This window comes from Microvirga sp. 17 mud 1-3, assembly GCF_003151255.1.
GTDB lineage: Bacteria > Pseudomonadota > Alphaproteobacteria > Rhizobiales > Beijerinckiaceae > Microvirga.
This window is the reverse complement of record NZ_CP029481.1, coordinates 543,123-558,006: the sequence shown is the minus strand read 5'-3', so window position 1 is coordinate 558,006 and position 14,884 is coordinate 543,123. Positions and strand designations below refer to the sequence as shown.

General features: G+C 61.1%; 14 protein-coding genes. 6 read left to right on the top strand and 8 right to left on the bottom strand.

The genetic code is table 11. The features are described from left to right. Positions 1-61 precede the first annotated feature (61 nt). From glf to C4E04_RS02500, 7 genes are all read right to left on the bottom strand, one after another. Positions 62-1,216 carry a UDP-galactopyranose mutase gene (gene glf / locus C4E04_RS02530; protein ID WP_109594655.1) on the bottom strand — a complete coding sequence of 385 codons (1,155 nt, stop codon included), beginning with the start codon at positions 1,214-1,216 and terminating at the stop codon, positions 62-64. 5 nt (positions 1,217-1,221) lie between these two features. Beyond that, positions 1,222-2,439 (bottom strand): glycosyltransferase, encoded by a 1,218-nt coding sequence (locus C4E04_RS02525; RefSeq protein ID WP_109594653.1) that lies wholly within the window; start codon positions 2,437-2,439, stop codon positions 1,222-1,224. 185 nt (positions 2,440-2,624) lie between these two features. Continuing rightward, complete coding sequence (locus C4E04_RS02520) at positions 2,625-2,936, bottom strand: polyhydroxyalkanoic acid system family protein (RefSeq protein WP_109600694.1); 312 nt, start codon at positions 2,934-2,936, stop codon at positions 2,625-2,627. A 54-nt stretch (positions 2,937-2,990) separates the two neighbouring features. Beyond that, complete coding sequence (locus tag C4E04_RS02515) at positions 2,991-3,296, bottom strand: hypothetical protein (RefSeq protein WP_109594651.1); 306 nt, start codon at positions 3,294-3,296, stop codon at positions 2,991-2,993. 88 nt (positions 3,297-3,384) lie between these two features. Next, a complete protein-coding gene (locus C4E04_RS02510; RefSeq protein ID WP_162559246.1) occupies positions 3,385-3,741 on the bottom strand; it encodes a hypothetical protein in 357 nt (118 codons plus the stop codon). A gap of 63 nt (positions 3,742-3,804) precedes the next feature. Further along, entirely contained in the window at positions 3,805-4,212 is a 408-nt protein-coding gene (locus C4E04_RS02505) for a septal ring lytic transglycosylase RlpA family protein (RefSeq protein WP_109594647.1), read from the bottom strand. A gap of 260 nt (positions 4,213-4,472) precedes the next feature. Then, complete coding sequence (locus C4E04_RS02500; RefSeq protein WP_245416210.1) at positions 4,473-5,873, bottom strand: MATE family efflux transporter; 1,401 nt, start codon at positions 5,871-5,873, stop codon at positions 4,473-4,475. Between the two features lie 217 nt (positions 5,874-6,090). On the opposite strand from C4E04_RS02500, the gene C4E04_RS02495 reads away from it, so the two are divergent. Further along, on the top strand, positions 6,091-6,996 hold the full coding sequence (locus C4E04_RS02495; protein ID WP_109600692.1) for an amidoligase family protein: 906 nt from the start codon (positions 6,091-6,093) through the stop codon (positions 6,994-6,996). After that, positions 6,993-7,694, top strand: coding sequence for a gamma-glutamyl-gamma-aminobutyrate hydrolase family protein (locus C4E04_RS02490; RefSeq protein WP_109594643.1), 702 nt, complete (start codon positions 6,993-6,995; stop codon positions 7,692-7,694). The genes C4E04_RS02495 and C4E04_RS02490 overlap by 4 nt, the downstream gene beginning before the upstream one ends. Before the next feature lies 1 nt (position 7,695). Here C4E04_RS02490 and C4E04_RS02485 read toward each other — a convergent pair whose 3' ends face one another. Next, positions 7,696-9,186 (bottom strand): response regulator, encoded by a 1,491-nt coding sequence (locus C4E04_RS02485; RefSeq protein ID WP_162559245.1) that lies wholly within the window; start codon positions 9,184-9,186, stop codon positions 7,696-7,698. 173 nt (positions 9,187-9,359) lie between these two features. Between C4E04_RS02485 and bglX the strand changes: the two genes are divergently transcribed. The 4 genes from bglX to C4E04_RS02460 all read left to right on the top strand — a co-directional run bounded on the left by bglX (position 9,360) and on the right by C4E04_RS02460 (position 14,880). Next, the gene (gene bglX / locus C4E04_RS02480) at positions 9,360-11,600 is read left to right on the top strand and encodes a beta-glucosidase BglX (protein WP_109594638.1); all 2,241 of its coding nucleotides are present in this window, start codon (positions 9,360-9,362) and stop codon (positions 11,598-11,600) included. A gap of 66 nt (positions 11,601-11,666) precedes the next feature. Next, positions 11,667-12,497 carry a YoaK family protein gene (locus C4E04_RS02475; RefSeq protein ID WP_371682027.1) on the top strand — a complete coding sequence of 277 codons (831 nt, stop codon included), beginning with the start codon at positions 11,667-11,669 and terminating at the stop codon, positions 12,495-12,497. Between the two features lie 436 nt (positions 12,498-12,933). Continuing rightward, on the top strand, positions 12,934-13,935 hold the full coding sequence (locus C4E04_RS02470) for a glycosyltransferase family A protein (RefSeq protein WP_109600688.1): 1,002 nt from the start codon (positions 12,934-12,936) through the stop codon (positions 13,933-13,935). 618 nt (positions 13,936-14,553) lie between these two features. Then, positions 14,554-14,880 (top strand): hypothetical protein, encoded by a 327-nt coding sequence (locus C4E04_RS02460; RefSeq protein WP_245416209.1) that lies wholly within the window; start codon positions 14,554-14,556, stop codon positions 14,878-14,880. Positions 14,881-14,884: the final 4 nt, after the last annotated feature.

Sequence of the window (14,884 nt, the reverse complement as noted above, 5' to 3'; positions counted from 1 at the left end):
AGAAAAACAGCGCCCGGAAGGAATCCCATCCTTCCGGGCGCTGTTTCGTGGAGACGCAAGTTTACGAGGCGAGGGCGGCCGACGACGATACGGCCTTGACCGTCGCGGTATCGGCCTCAACCGGCAGCGCCTCGTTGATGCGCCGGAAGGTAGCCAGGGCCTGTCCGACGATCTGGTCCATGTTGTAGTAGCGGTAAGTCGCGAGACGGCCGACGAACCATACATCCGGCGTCGCCAAAGCGAGGCGCTCGTACTTCTTGAAGAGCTCCTGGTTCTCGGGCTTCGGGATCGGATAATAGGGATCCCCTTCGGCAGAAGGATATTCGTATGTCAGGGCCGTCCTGGCATGCTCCTGACCGGTCAGGTGCTTGTACTCGGTGATGCGCGTGTAGTCGTTCGTCTGCGGATAATTGACCACGGCGACCGGCTGATGCCACGACTGATCGAGCGTGACATGCTTGAACTGAAGAGAGCGGTACGGTAGCCGCCCGAACCGGAAGCCGAAATACTCGTCGATCGGTCCCGTATAGATGACCCTGCGATGCGGAATGACGTCTTTGACGTCATCGTAATCCGTCTGGGTCATCACGTGAATGTTAGGGTGATCGAGCATGCGTTCGAACATGCGCGTATAGCCGTGCTCGGGCATGAACTGGAGCTCGTCCCCAAAGTAACGGTCGTCCCTGTTCGTGCGGGTCGGAACCCGGGACGTGACGGACTTGTCCAGTTCCGAGGGATCGAGCCCCCATTGCTTGCGCGTATAGCCGCGGAAGAATTTTTCGTAGAGCTCCCGGCCGACCGCCGAAACGACGACGTCTTCGGAGGTCTTGATCTCAGGCACTTTCTCGGCCCGCTCGGCGAACCACGCCTGGAGCTCCTCCGATGTCAGGTTCAGGCCGTAGAGCTTGTTGACCGTATCCAGATTGATCGGGATCGGCACCAGCATGCCGTCCACCTCGGCCAGCACCCGGTGTTCGTAGAACCGCCACTCCGTGAAGCGGGAGAGGTAGTCGAAGATCTGCTTGGAATTGGTGTGGAAGATATGAGGTCCGTATTGGTGGATCAGCAGACCGTCATCATTGTAGCGGTCATAGGCATTTCCACCGATATGGTGCCTGCGATCAATGAGAAGAACACGCTCGTTGCGCTCGCTCGCGAGACGCTCCGCCAGGACGCTGCCCGCAAAGCCGGCGCCGACAATTAGCCAGTCGTACATTCGCGTCACTCCGCAGGCGTCGTAGCGTAAGCCGGAAGGGAGGAACCGGTGCGCTCCGGCGCCGCATCGCCGGAGATGCCATGCATGAGCCGGTGCATGGCCGCCCAGGTCTTGTCCCACGACCCCGATGCGAGATGACGGTCGACTTTGTCGAGCCACGGATCCCGCCGGCGTTGCAAAATCGCATCCGCTTTCGCAGTCACTTCGGCTGCACTCCCGGCGATCTCGACCAATCCCTTCTCGCCATACGGTCGCACCACGTCGGTGATCGCCGTCGAGATCACGGGAACACCCGCTGCAAGGAATTCCGGAGTCTTGGTCGGGCTGATGAACTTCGTCGCCTCGTTAAGGGCGAACGGCATGAAGCCGATATCCCATCCTGAGAGATATTGCGGCAACTCGCTGTAGGATTTGCCCCCGAGCCAGTGGATGTTGGGCCGCTGCGGCAAAGAGACAGGATCGATTTTCACGACAGGGCCGATCATGATCAGATGCCAATCGGGGCGCATGTCCGCAACCTGACCGACCAGATCAATATCCATGCGCTCGTCAATGACCCCGAAGAAGCCGAGGCGTGGATGCGGAATGCCCGCTTGATCCGCCGGGTCCTTCTTGATGCTACGCGCCTTTGCGAAATGCGTGAAATCGATGGACGACGGGAACGCGTGAATGCTGTGATGGCGGCCACGTTTGGCCTCATAGAGGCTCATGCCACCCGTGAAGACGAGATCGCAGCGGGCGAACAGTTCCTCTTCCAAGGTGAGAAGCTCTTGTGATGCGCCTCTGAACAGCGAGAGCTCATCCATGTTATCGTAGATGCACAGATCGCATTCCAGGTCGCTCGTAAAGGCGAGTGCCATGGGCGTATAGTACCAGAACACACGCGGCTCTGCGGCCTCACGTCCGATCAAACGCTCGATCAGATCATGCTGCTCCGCGAGGGCGTCGCGATGGTCCATACCCTCCGGCAGGATTGGGACAGCAATCGTAACACCCTGCGGACGCGGGCTCATATCCATGTGCGGCTTTGCACCAGGCTTGTAGATTGGTTCTTCGATCACCAGCACGCGATACTGGCGCGCGGCGCGGCTGAGAAGATGCTGTGGCCTTTGCCAGACAAAATCCCATCGCAGATGGGAAAAGCAGACGAGGAGAGGCATTCGATTGGCAGGCTCGGCAGATGACGGGAGAACATGCGGCTGCGTTATCGAACGCTCGAGCATGGCGCGATCCTCAAGTGAAGCAGGTTGTTACGAGCGGACAGAAGATCAGTCCGGAGATTTGCAAGACATTGGTATTGGCCGACCGGACTCAGAAGGGTCGCAGTCGCAATCACTCAATCAACGCCAAAGATGCGACTTAGTTCCAAGCGCATTCATATAAATGAACAACTATTCAGGATCGGGGGCTACTTCTTCTCGAGCATCAATGTGCCCTGCTGGCGGATAAACCCTTTGGCCTTTTCGGCGATCATCGACAGAATCCAGGGCAATTGCACTTCCACCCGGACCTGATCTTCCATGACGTCCATATGGCCGGAAATCGATTGCCCCAAGGCTCCGACCTGGAATGCCATGCGGTCGCCGGACCAGCTTTCCTCGATGGACGCGATCTTGTCACCGAACTGGGATTTCAGGCTCGACAGTCCCCCATGCAGACGACGTGTCGCCTCGGCCTTGCCCAGGTTATGGGGAATGGACACGATCAGGGGTTTCGCCATCATCACTGCTCCTTTCAATCAGACAAGCCAAGCGCCGCCGCGAAGGTTCCGCCGCTAGAGCATCTCGACCTTGATTGCACGGATGACGATGGTTTCCTGCTGGAAACGGCGCTCGAGCTCCGCCCGATACTTTTCCCACCACGCATGATCGATCTCGCGTGCCATCACTTCGAAGACCACGATATCGTCATGTGCGGTATGGCCGCCCTCTTTCCACGTGCCTTCTGCAGGCGCGCGCGTGAAGCTGGTAATTCCACCGAAGCGCTCCGACATTTCGGAACGGACATGTCCATATTCGGCGCTGGCGAAGCGGCGCCCGGCATTGTCAGCCAACGGTAAGAGAATCTGCACCAGATGCATGTTTTCCGCCCCCTGCCCCGGTCCAATAAGAAGGACCTCGGATCGTCGAGATCTTCAGACTAGAGCAGAGAGTCGGAAAGACGAGTCCTTATCCCATCTGGGCTGCGAAGAGCTCCAGATCGGATGCCGGAAAATCGTTGCCGATCGCATAGCGACTCGAGGGCCGCGATATCCGCCACGGATGCTCGGTCGAGAGATGGATCGCCTCCGACGGACGCAGACGGCGGACGCTGCCGTCCGCCTGCACCTCGTCGAGGGTCACGAACCCGAAAATGGTCAGGCGCGTTGCCAGGGTCTTCGTCGTCCTGTCCTCCGCGGCAATAGGCAGGGAGCCAGCCGCATAGACGGCATCCATCAGGCTCTTCTGGTCACGTCGTGGGGAATTCGTCGAGCGCGGGCCCGGAAAGCGGACAACGTTCGACGGCGAGAACGATCTGGAATCCATTTATGCAACCCTTGGCCCGAATCAGCCCAAGGATCGCCGTAAGGAATTAAGAAGGGCCTAACCTTAGTCGAGCCGATGCAGGGAGACGTAGGCCGTTCCGCTGGAGGTCAGGCCGAGTTCCTGTGCCGGTCCCTTGGCCAGATCGATGATCCGGTGCCGTGCGAACGGCCCACGATCATTGACGCGGACCACGACCGAACGACCATTCTTCTCGTTCACTACGCGGACCTTCGTGCCGAACGGCAGCGACCTGTGCGCAGCAGTCATGGCCAGCGAATTGAACTTTTCGCCGCTCGCTGTGCGGCGACCGTGGAAACCAGGTCCGTACCAGGAGGCAGTCCCTTTCTGAAACGCCTTCTCGGCGACTGAGGAGACCGATCCGGTACTGACCGGTCCTCCCGCTGTTGTGTTGCAAGCTGCAACGAAAAGAAGTGGCACCAGAATAGGCGCGCGGGCGAGGATGTTATTCAAGGATTAAGCTCCCCTTCCTTTGTGCTTGCCGCAAAGCTGACTGATAAAGGGGCGAGAATAAGGCGAAGCTGATTTTCCCTTACGTGGCCTTACTTTTTACCGCCAAGCTAATCCTTAAGATCATCTTAAAACTCTACAGGATGCATAAAGTTATATCCTATCGTTTACTTATAATGTTATTTCGTTTAAATGACGCAAACTGAGCGAGTTGCCATGCCCTCGGCTTAGCCGATTGACCTTTTCCGAGTGGGCCCGGACCCTCAGCGTGCGAGCGCGTCTTCGATGGGCAGCTCGGTCAGACCCAGACGGTCACGGCGCAGCCAACGCCAGAGCATGAGAGACGCCACGACGGCGAGCCCGGCAGCGAGTCCAATCCAAATCCCCACGCCACGGAGACCAGTTCCGAACGCAAGAGCCAGCCCCAGGGGCAGGCCGATGCCCCAGTAGCCCAGAGCCGCGAACACCATCGGCACGCGGGTGTCCTGGAGGCCCCGTAGCATGCCTGCTCCGACGGCCTGCGCTCCGTCTGCCAGCTGGAATATGGCCGCAAGCGTCAGGAATGAGACGGCAAACTGGAGCACGGGGCCATTGCGAGGATCGGCGAGGTCGAGAAAGGCCCCGATCAGCAAGTGCGGGGCGAAGAGCATGAGCATGGCCGACAAAATCATGAAGCCGACGCCGAGGCCGAAGGCCGTCCATCCGGCGCGGGTTACGCCCTGCGCATCCTGCGCCCCAAAGGCGCGCCCAACCCGCACGGTTACGGCCTGGCCGATACCGAACGGCACCATGAAGCAGAACGAGGCGATCTGAAGCGCAATGGCATGAGCCGCGAGTTCATTGGCGCCGATCCAGCCCATGAACAGGGCTGCGGCGTTGAAGATCGTGACCTCGAACGCGACCGTCAGGCCGATAGGGGCCCCGATCCGCCACAGGGTCCGGTAGCGCTGCCAGTCGGGACGCCAGAAACGCCCGAAGAGGTGATAGCGCCGGAAGCGCCGGTCGTAGACGACGACCAGGGCGAGGCTGAGAAACATGAAGCTGCTCGATATGACGGTCCCGATGCCGGCACCGACAAGGCCGAGGGCCGGCAGGCCGAATTTGCCAAGCATCAGCACATAAGCGGCTCCGAAATTCACCGGAACGGCGAGCACGCCGATGACCAAGGCCCATCCGGGCCGCTCCAGGGCCGACATGAAGGAACGCAGAACCAGAGAGAGGAGGAAGGGCAGCAGGCTCCACTGCAGGGCCCGAATATACCCCCCGGCCGCATGGGCAAGGGCCGGCTCCTGGCCCATTGCCAGGAGGAGCGCCTCCCCGTTCCAGGCCAGCAGCCAGATCGGAATTGCGACGGTGACAGAGGCCCAAAACCCCTGTCGGACCGTCCGGCGCACGTCCCGGACCGAATGTCGCTTGCGGCCGAGCTCCTCGGCGATCAGAGGCGATGTGGCATTGATCAGGCCGATTCCGAAGATCAGGAACGCGAAATAGAGGTTCGTCCCCAGGGCACCCGCCGCAAGAGCCTCCGAGCCGAGCCAGCCCATGAGGATGACATCGGACGTCATGAGGGCGTTCTGGGCCAGGTTCGTCAGGACCAGGGGCCAGCTGAGCGCAAGAGTCGCGCGCAGCTCGGCCGCCCAGAGGGACTTATCCGTTTTCGACATATCGGAAATGCTCATGGAAGGCGCTTTCGGGGCTTTTAGCCCGAACGGCGGACGAAACGCCACACCCCGGACCCAGCATCGTCGTGAAACCGGAACCTCGCCGTGCGGCGCTCGTTCACCTGGGCAGTTCGTCACGGAGCTCCTGATGGCGCAGGCCGCGCTTCCTACCTCGATCGAATTCCTTCTCCCTCCCACGCTCCGAAACGGGGCGGGACAGATGCGCACGGTCGGCGTCGAGGTCGAGTTTGCCGGGCCCTCGGCCGAGGCGGCCGTGCAGGCCGTTCAGCGCGCTTTTGGCGGACGGATCGTCGAGGAGGATCCTCACGCCTACCGGCTGACGGGATCAAATGCCGGCGATCTTTCGATCGAGCTTGACAGCCGCATGCTGCACCCGAGCAAAAGTAGCGAGGGAAAAAGCGGGTTTCTGCCACGCATTGCCGCATGGTTCGGTTTTGCGGCGAGCTACATCGTTCCCTGCGAGCTCGTGACCTCACCCGTTCCCATGGACCGGCTGCAGGATATCGACCAGGTTCTTTCGGTTCTGCGAGGCATCGGCGCGAAAGGAACACAGGACGCGGCCTTCTATGCCTTCGGCCTGCATTTCAACCCTGAAATTGCGCGCCAAGATGCGCAAACGGCCTTGGCCGTCCTGAAAAGCTTCGTTCTGCTGAACCCCTGGCTGCGCCGCGAGGTCGCGCCAGACGCAACCCGCGACCTGCTGGGCTTCGCCGCTCCCTTCCCGGCAGGTTATGTCCGCCACATCGTCGCACCAGAGTACTGGCCGGACATGGCCACCTTCATCGATGATTACCTGGCTGCCAACCCGACCCGGAACCGGGATCTCGATCTCCTGCCGCTCCTGCACCATTTCGATGCACCACGCGTGCGGGCCGCGCTGCCCAACGAGAAGATCAACGGCCGCCCCACTTTCCACTACCGACTGCCTGATGCCCGCGTCAGCGACGCGGGCTGGAGCATCGCGCCGGAATGGAACCGCTGGGTCGCCGTGGAGCGGCTGGCGGAGGATCGTGACCGGCTGAATGCCCTAGGCGCCGCCTTCCTCACCTTTGCCGGAGAAGACAAGAGCTGGGCCAACATCGTGGAACGTATCGCACTGCCATGACCAAGCCCCTCATCGGCGTCACAACCTCACGACAGGGCGGGTGGCGCAGCTATCTCATGCATCATCTGGCCCTCGTCCGTGCAGGCGCCCGTGCGGTCAGGCTCATGGCAGGCCACCCCCTGCCGGAGGAGCCTCTGCAAGGGGTGGTGATCGGCGGCGGCGACGATATCGGCGCCGAGATTTATGGCGGGAAGGTCCTGCCCGACGTTCGAATCGATCCCGACCGGGACAAACTGGAGCTCAATCTCCTGAAGGTAGCGCTACCGTCACAGGTTCCGGTTCTCGGAATCTGCCGGGGCTCACAGATGATCAATGTCGCCCTGGGAGGAACGCTCCACACGGATATCTACGAGGTTTATATGCAGGCTCCCAAGATGAGGACCGTCCTGCCCCGCAAGCGCATTTCCGTGGTGCCCGGCTCACGCCTGGACAGGATCCTGGGCTGCAATCCCTGCCGCGTGAATGCCCTTCATCACCAATCCGTCGACAGACTCGGAAATGGTCTCGCGGTTGCGGCCGAGGATGAAAGCGGGATCGTCCAGGCTATCGAAGGCGAAGGCCCCCGCTTCCTCCTCGGGGTCCAGTGGCACCCGGAACTCCTGGTCTGGAAACGACACCAGCAACGCCTGTTCGCAGCCCTGGTCGAGGCTGCCCTGGCCTCCCCGGCCAAACTCGAAAATACCGCAATCGCCCTGTGATTTAGGGCACCCGTCGCGAGGCCCTGGGAAACAGGGAAACGACTTTCCCCGCATCAGGCACAAGCTGCCTTTGGATCGCCACATGGAGATCCCGGCTGGCAATAGGCTTTCGAAGAAGCGGAAACTCGCTGTCGCTTTCGGTGACGCTGGGATTTCCCGTAATCAGCACGACAGGAAGCCCGGGAACGATGCTGCGGGCTTCGCGGGCCAGCGCAATCCCGCTCATGGGGCCCGGCATGGAAACACCGGCCAGGAGCAGTCCCGGCTTGCGGGTCTTCAGGGACTTCAGCACCTGACCTGCCTCCGTCCCGATGCGGACGAGATAGCCGAGCTCCTCCAACATAGCCTGGAAAGCGAGCGCAACCTCGATTTCGTCATCCACGACCAGAATTTCGGTGCGGCTCGGAGCCTTTCCGTCCACTCCCTCCTCGACCCGCGCCGGGAAGGGAGCATGCGCGGGCGCCTTTGCCCTCGGCAAGTAAAGCGCGACAACGGATTTCGGGCCGAGGGTCGCGACCTCCGCCATTCCACCGAGAGGCTGGAGGAAATGCAGGCTCCGGTTGAACTCGACCCAACTCGCGAGGTCCATATCCTGCATGGTGAAGATGTTGTCGGACCGCGTGCCGGAACCTGTCGGCACCTCGCCGGACATGTTGGCGCCGATGGTGATCCGGACGAAATCCCCTTCAAGATCGGTGCGGGACAGGGCGCCTTTGGAGACCGTAACGTTCTTGGCCTCGATGGTGATCGCATCCCCCTGCATGAGGGAATCCCGCAGATTGGCGCAAAGGGTCACGATGGCCGTATCGAGATCGCCCGGATCGGCCTGTGTGCCCCAGAGTCCCTCCTCCAAACTCAGTCGCAGTTCCACGGTGTCCCGCAGGAGAGTACGGCTCATCAGCGCGGCAAGGGACTCGACCCTTTCGGCAAGGTTCACATGCTGTGTCTTCTGGCCCCGCGGCTGCACGAAGGCGCTTGACCGGGCAATGAGCGCAGCAGCCTGGTCGGCCGCGACAAGCGCTGAAAGGAGCCTGCGCTGCACGGCAGGCTGATCCTTCATCTGCCGGACGACGGTATCCATGCTGCCGGCGATAACCGTGAGCCGGTTGTTGAGGTCATGCGCAATCCCATTCCAAAGGCGCCCGAAGGCCTCAGCCTGCTGGGCATGGCGCACGTCCTCATCCGGAGGTTTCGGTCTGCTCTCCGGGGCGGGCGGCGCGACGGCCACCTGAGGCTCCGGTGTCTCTTCGAAAACGGTCAGGCGTCCCGAGAGCCGATCCAAGAGGCGCCCTTGGGCCTGAACGAGCCGCGCGGCCTGCCAGCCGAGCATGAGAATGCTCCCCAGAGCCACGGCCGTCAGGGCGATGGCGGAGATCGCCACGAGCTCGCTCTGCCCCAAAACGGCAGCCGCTCCGATGACCCCGCCCAGGAGGACCAGAGTGAAACAGGAGGCTGCGAGAAGAAGCCTCAGGTTTGGCGGCAACAGATACATGGCACGAGATACTTGGCACGAGAAACTTAGCACGTCGGATCGTGACTGATGAGGATGGCGTTGACCGGGCACAGAACTCGCGTCATTCCCCATAAATGTCCTATTTAGCATGAACGAGCGGTCTGCGGGATCTCCCCGCGATAAAGTTTCCGTGCTGTCTCGAGGAGATCGTTGTGCGGCGTATCGGTGTTTCCCTCTCCCTGCGGCTGAGCCTTGCCGGCCTTCTCCTGATCGGCGCCGCGACCGCTCTCCGGGCTCAGGACGACGTCGAGCGGAAAGTCGACGAGCTTCTCGGCAAGATGACCCTGGAAGAGAAGGTCGGCCAGCTCAACCTGGTGTCCAATGGCCCTCCCCTCCAATGGGAGGACATCTCCGCGGGACGGGTGGGTGCCCTGCTCAACTTCAACAACGCCCAGGACATCGCCCGTGCCCAGGCCACCGCCCGGCAATCCCGGCTCAAGATCCCGATCCTGTTCGGCCTCGACGTGCTGCACGGCTTTCGCACCCAGTTCCCGATTCCTCTGGGAGAGGCCGCAGCCTTCAACCCCAGGCTTTCAAGCCTGGCCTCCGAATGGGCCGCGCGGGAGGCGTCCTATGTCGGCGTCCAATGGACCTTCGCGCCCATGGCGGACCTCTCCCGCGACAGCCGGTGGGGCCGGATCGTAGAAGGCTTCGGCGAAGACCCCTATCTCGGCTCCGTTCTCACGGCCGCTCGGGTAGAGGGCTTCCGGAAAGGCGGCCTCGCCACCGCCACCAAGCACTTTGCCGGGTATGGAGCTCCCCAGGGCGGGCGCGACTATGACACCACCTATATCCCGCGGGCGGAGATGTATGACACCTATCTCCCACCGTTCCGTGCGGCCGTCGAGGCGGGATCCGTCAGCTTCATGGCGGCCTTCAACGCCCTGAACGGTGTCCCGTCGACGGCCAATCCCTGGCTTCAGACCGATGTGCTGCGCCGCCAATGGGGGTTCGACGGCTTCGTCACCTCGGACTGGGCCGGGATCAAGGAGCTGGTCGGCCATGGCGTTGCGGCCGACGGGGCGGAAGCGGCGCGAAAGGCGCTCCTTGCCGGCGTCGACATGGATATGATGGGCAAGCTCTATATCCAGTATCTCCCTGAAGAGGTCCAGGCCGGACGAGTGCCGGAAAGCGCTGTCGATGAAGCGGTCAGGCGCGTATTGCGGGTCAAAATGCGCCTCGGATTGTTCGATCGCCCCGACGTCGATCCGCAGCATGTGGATTCCTCATTTCCCTCACCGGAAGCGCGCAAGGCCGCGCGGGAGGTAGCCCGCGAGACCCTGGTTCTCCTGCAGAACAGGAATGACGTTCTGCCCATTCCGTCCTCGGTCCGCTCGATTGCGGTCGTCGGCCCTCTTGCGGACGCGCCTCAGGACCAGTTCGGCCCCCACGGGGCCCGGGGCCATGCGCAGGACAGCGTCTCGATTCTCGAGGGTGTTCGTCGCAGGGCGGACCGGGATGGAATCAAGGTCAGGTTCGCGCCCGGCTGCGACCTCTTCTGCCACAATCAGGACAGCCTTCCGGCAGCGATCGAGGCCGCCAAGGAGTCGGACCTGACCATCGCGGTGTTCGGAGAACCGGTCGATCTTTCGGGCGAGGCGGCCTCTCGCGCTCACCTGACCCTCAACGGCCATCAGGCGGAGGCCTTGAAGGCGCTTGCGGCGACCGGAAAGCCCGTGGCGCTGGTGATCGTCGGGGGGCGCCCCCTGGAACTCGGCGCGGTTGCGGACCTGATCCCGTCCATCCTGATGGCCTGGTATCCGGGGACCGAGGGCGGTCCAGCGGTCGCCGATATCCTGTTCGGAGACGCCAGTCCGAGCGGGAAACTGCCCGTCACGTGGCCACGCACGGTCGGGCAGCTGCCGATCTATTACAATCGCCTGCCCACAGGCCGTCCGACCCTGGAGGACAACCGGTTCACGCTGAAATACGTCGATGCGCCGATTACGCCCCTTTACCCGTTCGGTTGGGGACTGAGCTATACTCATTTCTCCTATGGCGACCCGGCTTTCAAGAAACGCCGCCTCAGGGCCGGGGACACGCTGGAATTGACCGTGACCGTCACCAACACGGGTGCTCGCTCCGGCCAAGAGGTCGTGCAACTCTATACCCGGGATCCTATCGCGAGCCGGAGCCGCCCCTTGCGCGAGTTGAAGGCCTTCGAGAAGATCGCCCTTGCACCAGGAGAGGCAAAGCGCGTTACCCTGCGGGTCCCTGTAGAATCGCTGGGCTTCCATCAGGATGACGGCACCTACTGGGTCGAGGCTGGAGCGATCCAGGTCTTTGTCGGCAGCAATTCACTGGCCGAACCCGTCGGAGAGGTTTCGATCATGGAGACGATCACCTTTCCACTTTCAGGCCAACGCGCCTCGTCCTCGACCATTGCGCAATGAGAAACAGTGGACCGCCTGTCAGGATGGAAGCACCCTGCGGGAGAAGGGGCAGATAAGAGGCGACTCGTGACGAAGGCTCAACGGCAGCACGGTAGGAAGTACGTCCTCGGGAAGGGGCTCGCGGCTCGATCCGTGTCCCTCGTCGGATCGGTCGCATCCTCCAGGCGGACGGGCGCGGCCGACCTGCAACTCGGCATGGTCCTCACCTTTGTCGCCGGCGCCATCAATGCAGGGGGATTTCTTGCGGTCGGGCAATACACCTCGCACATGTCGGGAATCGTCTCAAGCATGGCCGACCACCTCGCTTTGGGCGTGCTAGATCTTTTTCTGCTCGGCTTCGGGGCGCTCGGCTCATTTACTCTTGGAGCGGCCTGCTCAGCCATCCTGATCAACTGGGGCCGACGACGCGGCCTGGATAGCCAGTACGCCCTGCCCTTACTGCTCGAAGGCCTGATGCTCCTGGCCTTTGGACTCTACGGCTGGGCCTTGACGTCGCCCTGGACTTTTACATCGGCGATGATCGCCTGGCTCTGCTTCATCATGGGGCTGCAGAACGCCACGGTGACGAAAATCTCCGGGGCCCGCATGCGAACGACACATGTCACGGGCATCGTGACGGATATCGGCATCGAACTCGGCAAGTTCTGCTACGTGAACCAGGATCATTCGAAGCCGCGGGTCCTGGCGGACCGGGGGAAACTCAAGCTTCTGGGGCTTCTGTTATGCTCGTTCTTCGTCGGTGGGATTGCCGGAACCATCTTTTTCGAATGGGGTGGCAGTCGCCTGCTTTATCTGCCCCTCGCCGTGACCCTGCTATTCCTGTCCATCTCGTCGGTCACCAAAGACCTTTTGATACGCGGTCGAGACGAAGAGGCTCCGAGCCTTCATGGTGAATGACCGCCAACCGATTCAGGGCCAGGCTCGGCAGACCGCGAGCCCAGTGGGCTGAACTATCCCTACATAGACACCGTGCAATCTCTCGACCGAAATTGCTGATGCGTGAAGCAAAAGCGTGCGAAATTTGGACATTCTCTTAGCTTTGGTACGCGAATAAACATTTTTATAAAGATGATTCGAAACTGTCCGGCGCTCTCGCGACCAGATACACAGTCTAAGCTGCCCCCTCCAATCAGCAGGCGTGGCCATGACTATCCATAATAGTCATAAGCAGCCGAACGCTACTTACTGTTAAATTAAACCATCATCCGTTCATCGGAATTTCGCACCGAGACGAATGACCATCGGCAACGGCCGGGAGATCTGCTCGCCGCAGAGGGCAGCCGGCCGTGAACGATGCATAACGGAGCCGCGATCCTGGCAGGAGAATTTCGCGATGCGTTCAGTCGATGTCGTTGTGCCTTGCTATCGCTACGGACATTTCCTGAGGCAATGCGTGGAGAGCATCCTAACCCAATCCGGCGTCGAGGTCCGCGTGCTGGTTCTGGACGATGCCTCCCCCGACCACACTCCTGAAGTCGGCGAGGCGCTGGCGCGGGAGGATTCGCGGGTCACATTTCATCGGCATGCCGACAACAAGGGCCACATCGCGACCTACAACGAGGGCATCGAATGGGCCTCACGGGACTACTTCCTGCTCCTGTCGGCGGACGACTATCTTTTGCCGGGCGCACTGGAACGGGCGACCCTTGTTATGGAGAGCGAGCCCGAAATCAGCTTCTCATTCGGAAATGCGTTCCTGCTCCACGAAGATGGAGAGTTGGTGCCGATGGATCCTATGCGGCGGCTAACGCAAACAACCAAGCATCGCACGATGAAGGGCTCTGAGTTCATCGCCTTCAGTGGCGCGGCCAACATTGTTCCCACAGCCACAGCCGTTGTCCGAACAAGCCTGCAGAAGCAGGTCGGCGGCTACCGGCCTGAGCTTCCCCATAGCGGCGATATGGAAATGTGGTTCCGCCTGGCAGCGCACGGATCTGTCGGCTTTGTAAACGCCCACCAGGCAGTCTATCGCCTGCACAGAAGCAATATGTCCCAAGGATACATGTCCAATGTCTTTCCGGACCTGCAACAGCGAAAGGCCGCGATCGACTACTTCTTCGAGAACGATGGATCGGCCCTGCCGGACGCAGACAAACTTCGCCAGCATGTTGACCGGTCATTTGGACATGCCGCGATCAAACGCGCGAGCACTGCCTTCAACGAAGGATTACCGGATCTTTCCGACCAGATCCGAACATATGCGCTCTCAACATGCCCTGACATCAAATATTCTTGGCCGTGGATGAAGCTTGCCGGCAAACGCACCATCGGCACGAGAGGCTGGAACGCCCTGCGATCGGTCCAGCACGCGATCAGCCGCCAATCGGGGATCTAGAGCCTTCCGCACGAGGTAAGGAGCCGCCCCCAACCGTCGCGTGCCATCACATTTCGAGAACCGCCTACCGGCCATCCGGACCGAGCTTTAGGCACTCAGACAATGCTCCTTGAAGCAGATGAGAGAGGCCATTGGCAGGAAAGCTTGTCAGGCATAGGCAGCGTCTCCTGCCTACATTTGCTCTATCCCTCAAGACGCGGAGCCCTCTGTTCCAGGCTATACCCATTAAGGGACACGTTCTCTAAGGAATTTCTACTTCCAAGACTATTTCTGAAGTGACACCCTATACGAGCGCGGCACAACGGCTTTGCCTTGGAGAGGTTGGCGATGCTGATGTTGGGAGGGCAACACAGCCAGGACAACTGGCGGACGCTCGATGAGGACAGCCTCCGAATGGTTGGGACGGGATCTCCCACCCTTTGCCGATCTGCATCCGGAACGGGAACCGCCGCTCCACAGCACGCGGTGTTGGTTCGCGTGCCCTCCATCTCGCGATGCTTCTCTCCGGAGCATGCCGCCAAAGCAAGGTTCACGCGCGGGCAGCACATGGACCTTCCGACGATCAAACACACTCTCGTTCAGATATTTCTCCACCCCCGTTAAACCAGAAGGCCCCCCATGCACCAGGAAGTCTATTCGGACGGCATTGCCGAGATCACCGTTACAGGCCCGATCGTGAGAGTCGATCTCATGAGCCTGTCGCCGACAGAGCGCGATGCAAAGAACAATCCTAAGCCCGTGCTGCGTCAGCGCATCGTCATGTCAGTCGAGGCATTCGCGAACTCGGTCGAGCTGATGCAAAAGGCGCTGCAGGGCCTTATCGATGCCGGCGCCATCAAGCAGACACAGGCTCCACAGGACGCTGCCTCTCATCTGCCTCGAAAAGGTGATGCGGCGCCGTTCATGAACGGACAGCGCAACTCCTCACCCAATTTCTCTTCTTAAGCGT

Bases quoted from the DNA above. Each gene is read 5' to 3' on its own strand.
- glf (WP_109594655.1), bottom strand. From the start codon at position 1,216: ATGTACGACTGGCTAATTGTCGGCGCCGGCTTTGCGGGCAGCGTCCTG.
- C4E04_RS02525 (WP_109594653.1), bottom strand. From the start codon at position 2,439: ATGCTCGAGCGTTCGATAACGCAGCCGCATGTTCTCCCGTCATCTGCC.
- C4E04_RS02520 (WP_109600694.1), bottom strand. From the start codon at position 2,936: ATGGCGAAACCCCTGATCGTGTCCATTCCCCATAACCTGGGCAAGGCC.
- C4E04_RS02515 (WP_109594651.1), bottom strand. From the start codon at position 3,296: ATGCATCTGGTGCAGATTCTCTTACCGTTGGCTGACAATGCCGGGCGC.
- C4E04_RS02510 (WP_162559246.1), bottom strand. From the start codon at position 3,741: ATGGATTCCAGATCGTTCTCGCCGTCGAACGTTGTCCGCTTTCCGGGC.
- C4E04_RS02500 (WP_245416210.1), bottom strand. From the start codon at position 5,873: ATGTCGAAAACGGATAAGTCCCTCTGGGCGGCCGAGCTGCGCGCGACT.
- C4E04_RS02495 (WP_109600692.1), top strand. From the start codon at position 6,091: ATGCGCACGGTCGGCGTCGAGGTCGAGTTTGCCGGGCCCTCGGCCGAG.
- C4E04_RS02490 (WP_109594643.1), top strand. From the start codon at position 6,993: ATGACCAAGCCCCTCATCGGCGTCACAACCTCACGACAGGGCGGGTGG.
- C4E04_RS02485 (WP_162559245.1), bottom strand. From the start codon at position 9,186: ATGTATCTGTTGCCGCCAAACCTGAGGCTTCTTCTCGCAGCCTCCTGT.
- C4E04_RS02470 (WP_109600688.1), top strand. From the start codon at position 12,934: ATGCGTTCAGTCGATGTCGTTGTGCCTTGCTATCGCTACGGACATTTC.
- C4E04_RS02460 (WP_245416209.1), top strand. From the start codon at position 14,554: ATGCACCAGGAAGTCTATTCGGACGGCATTGCCGAGATCACCGTTACA.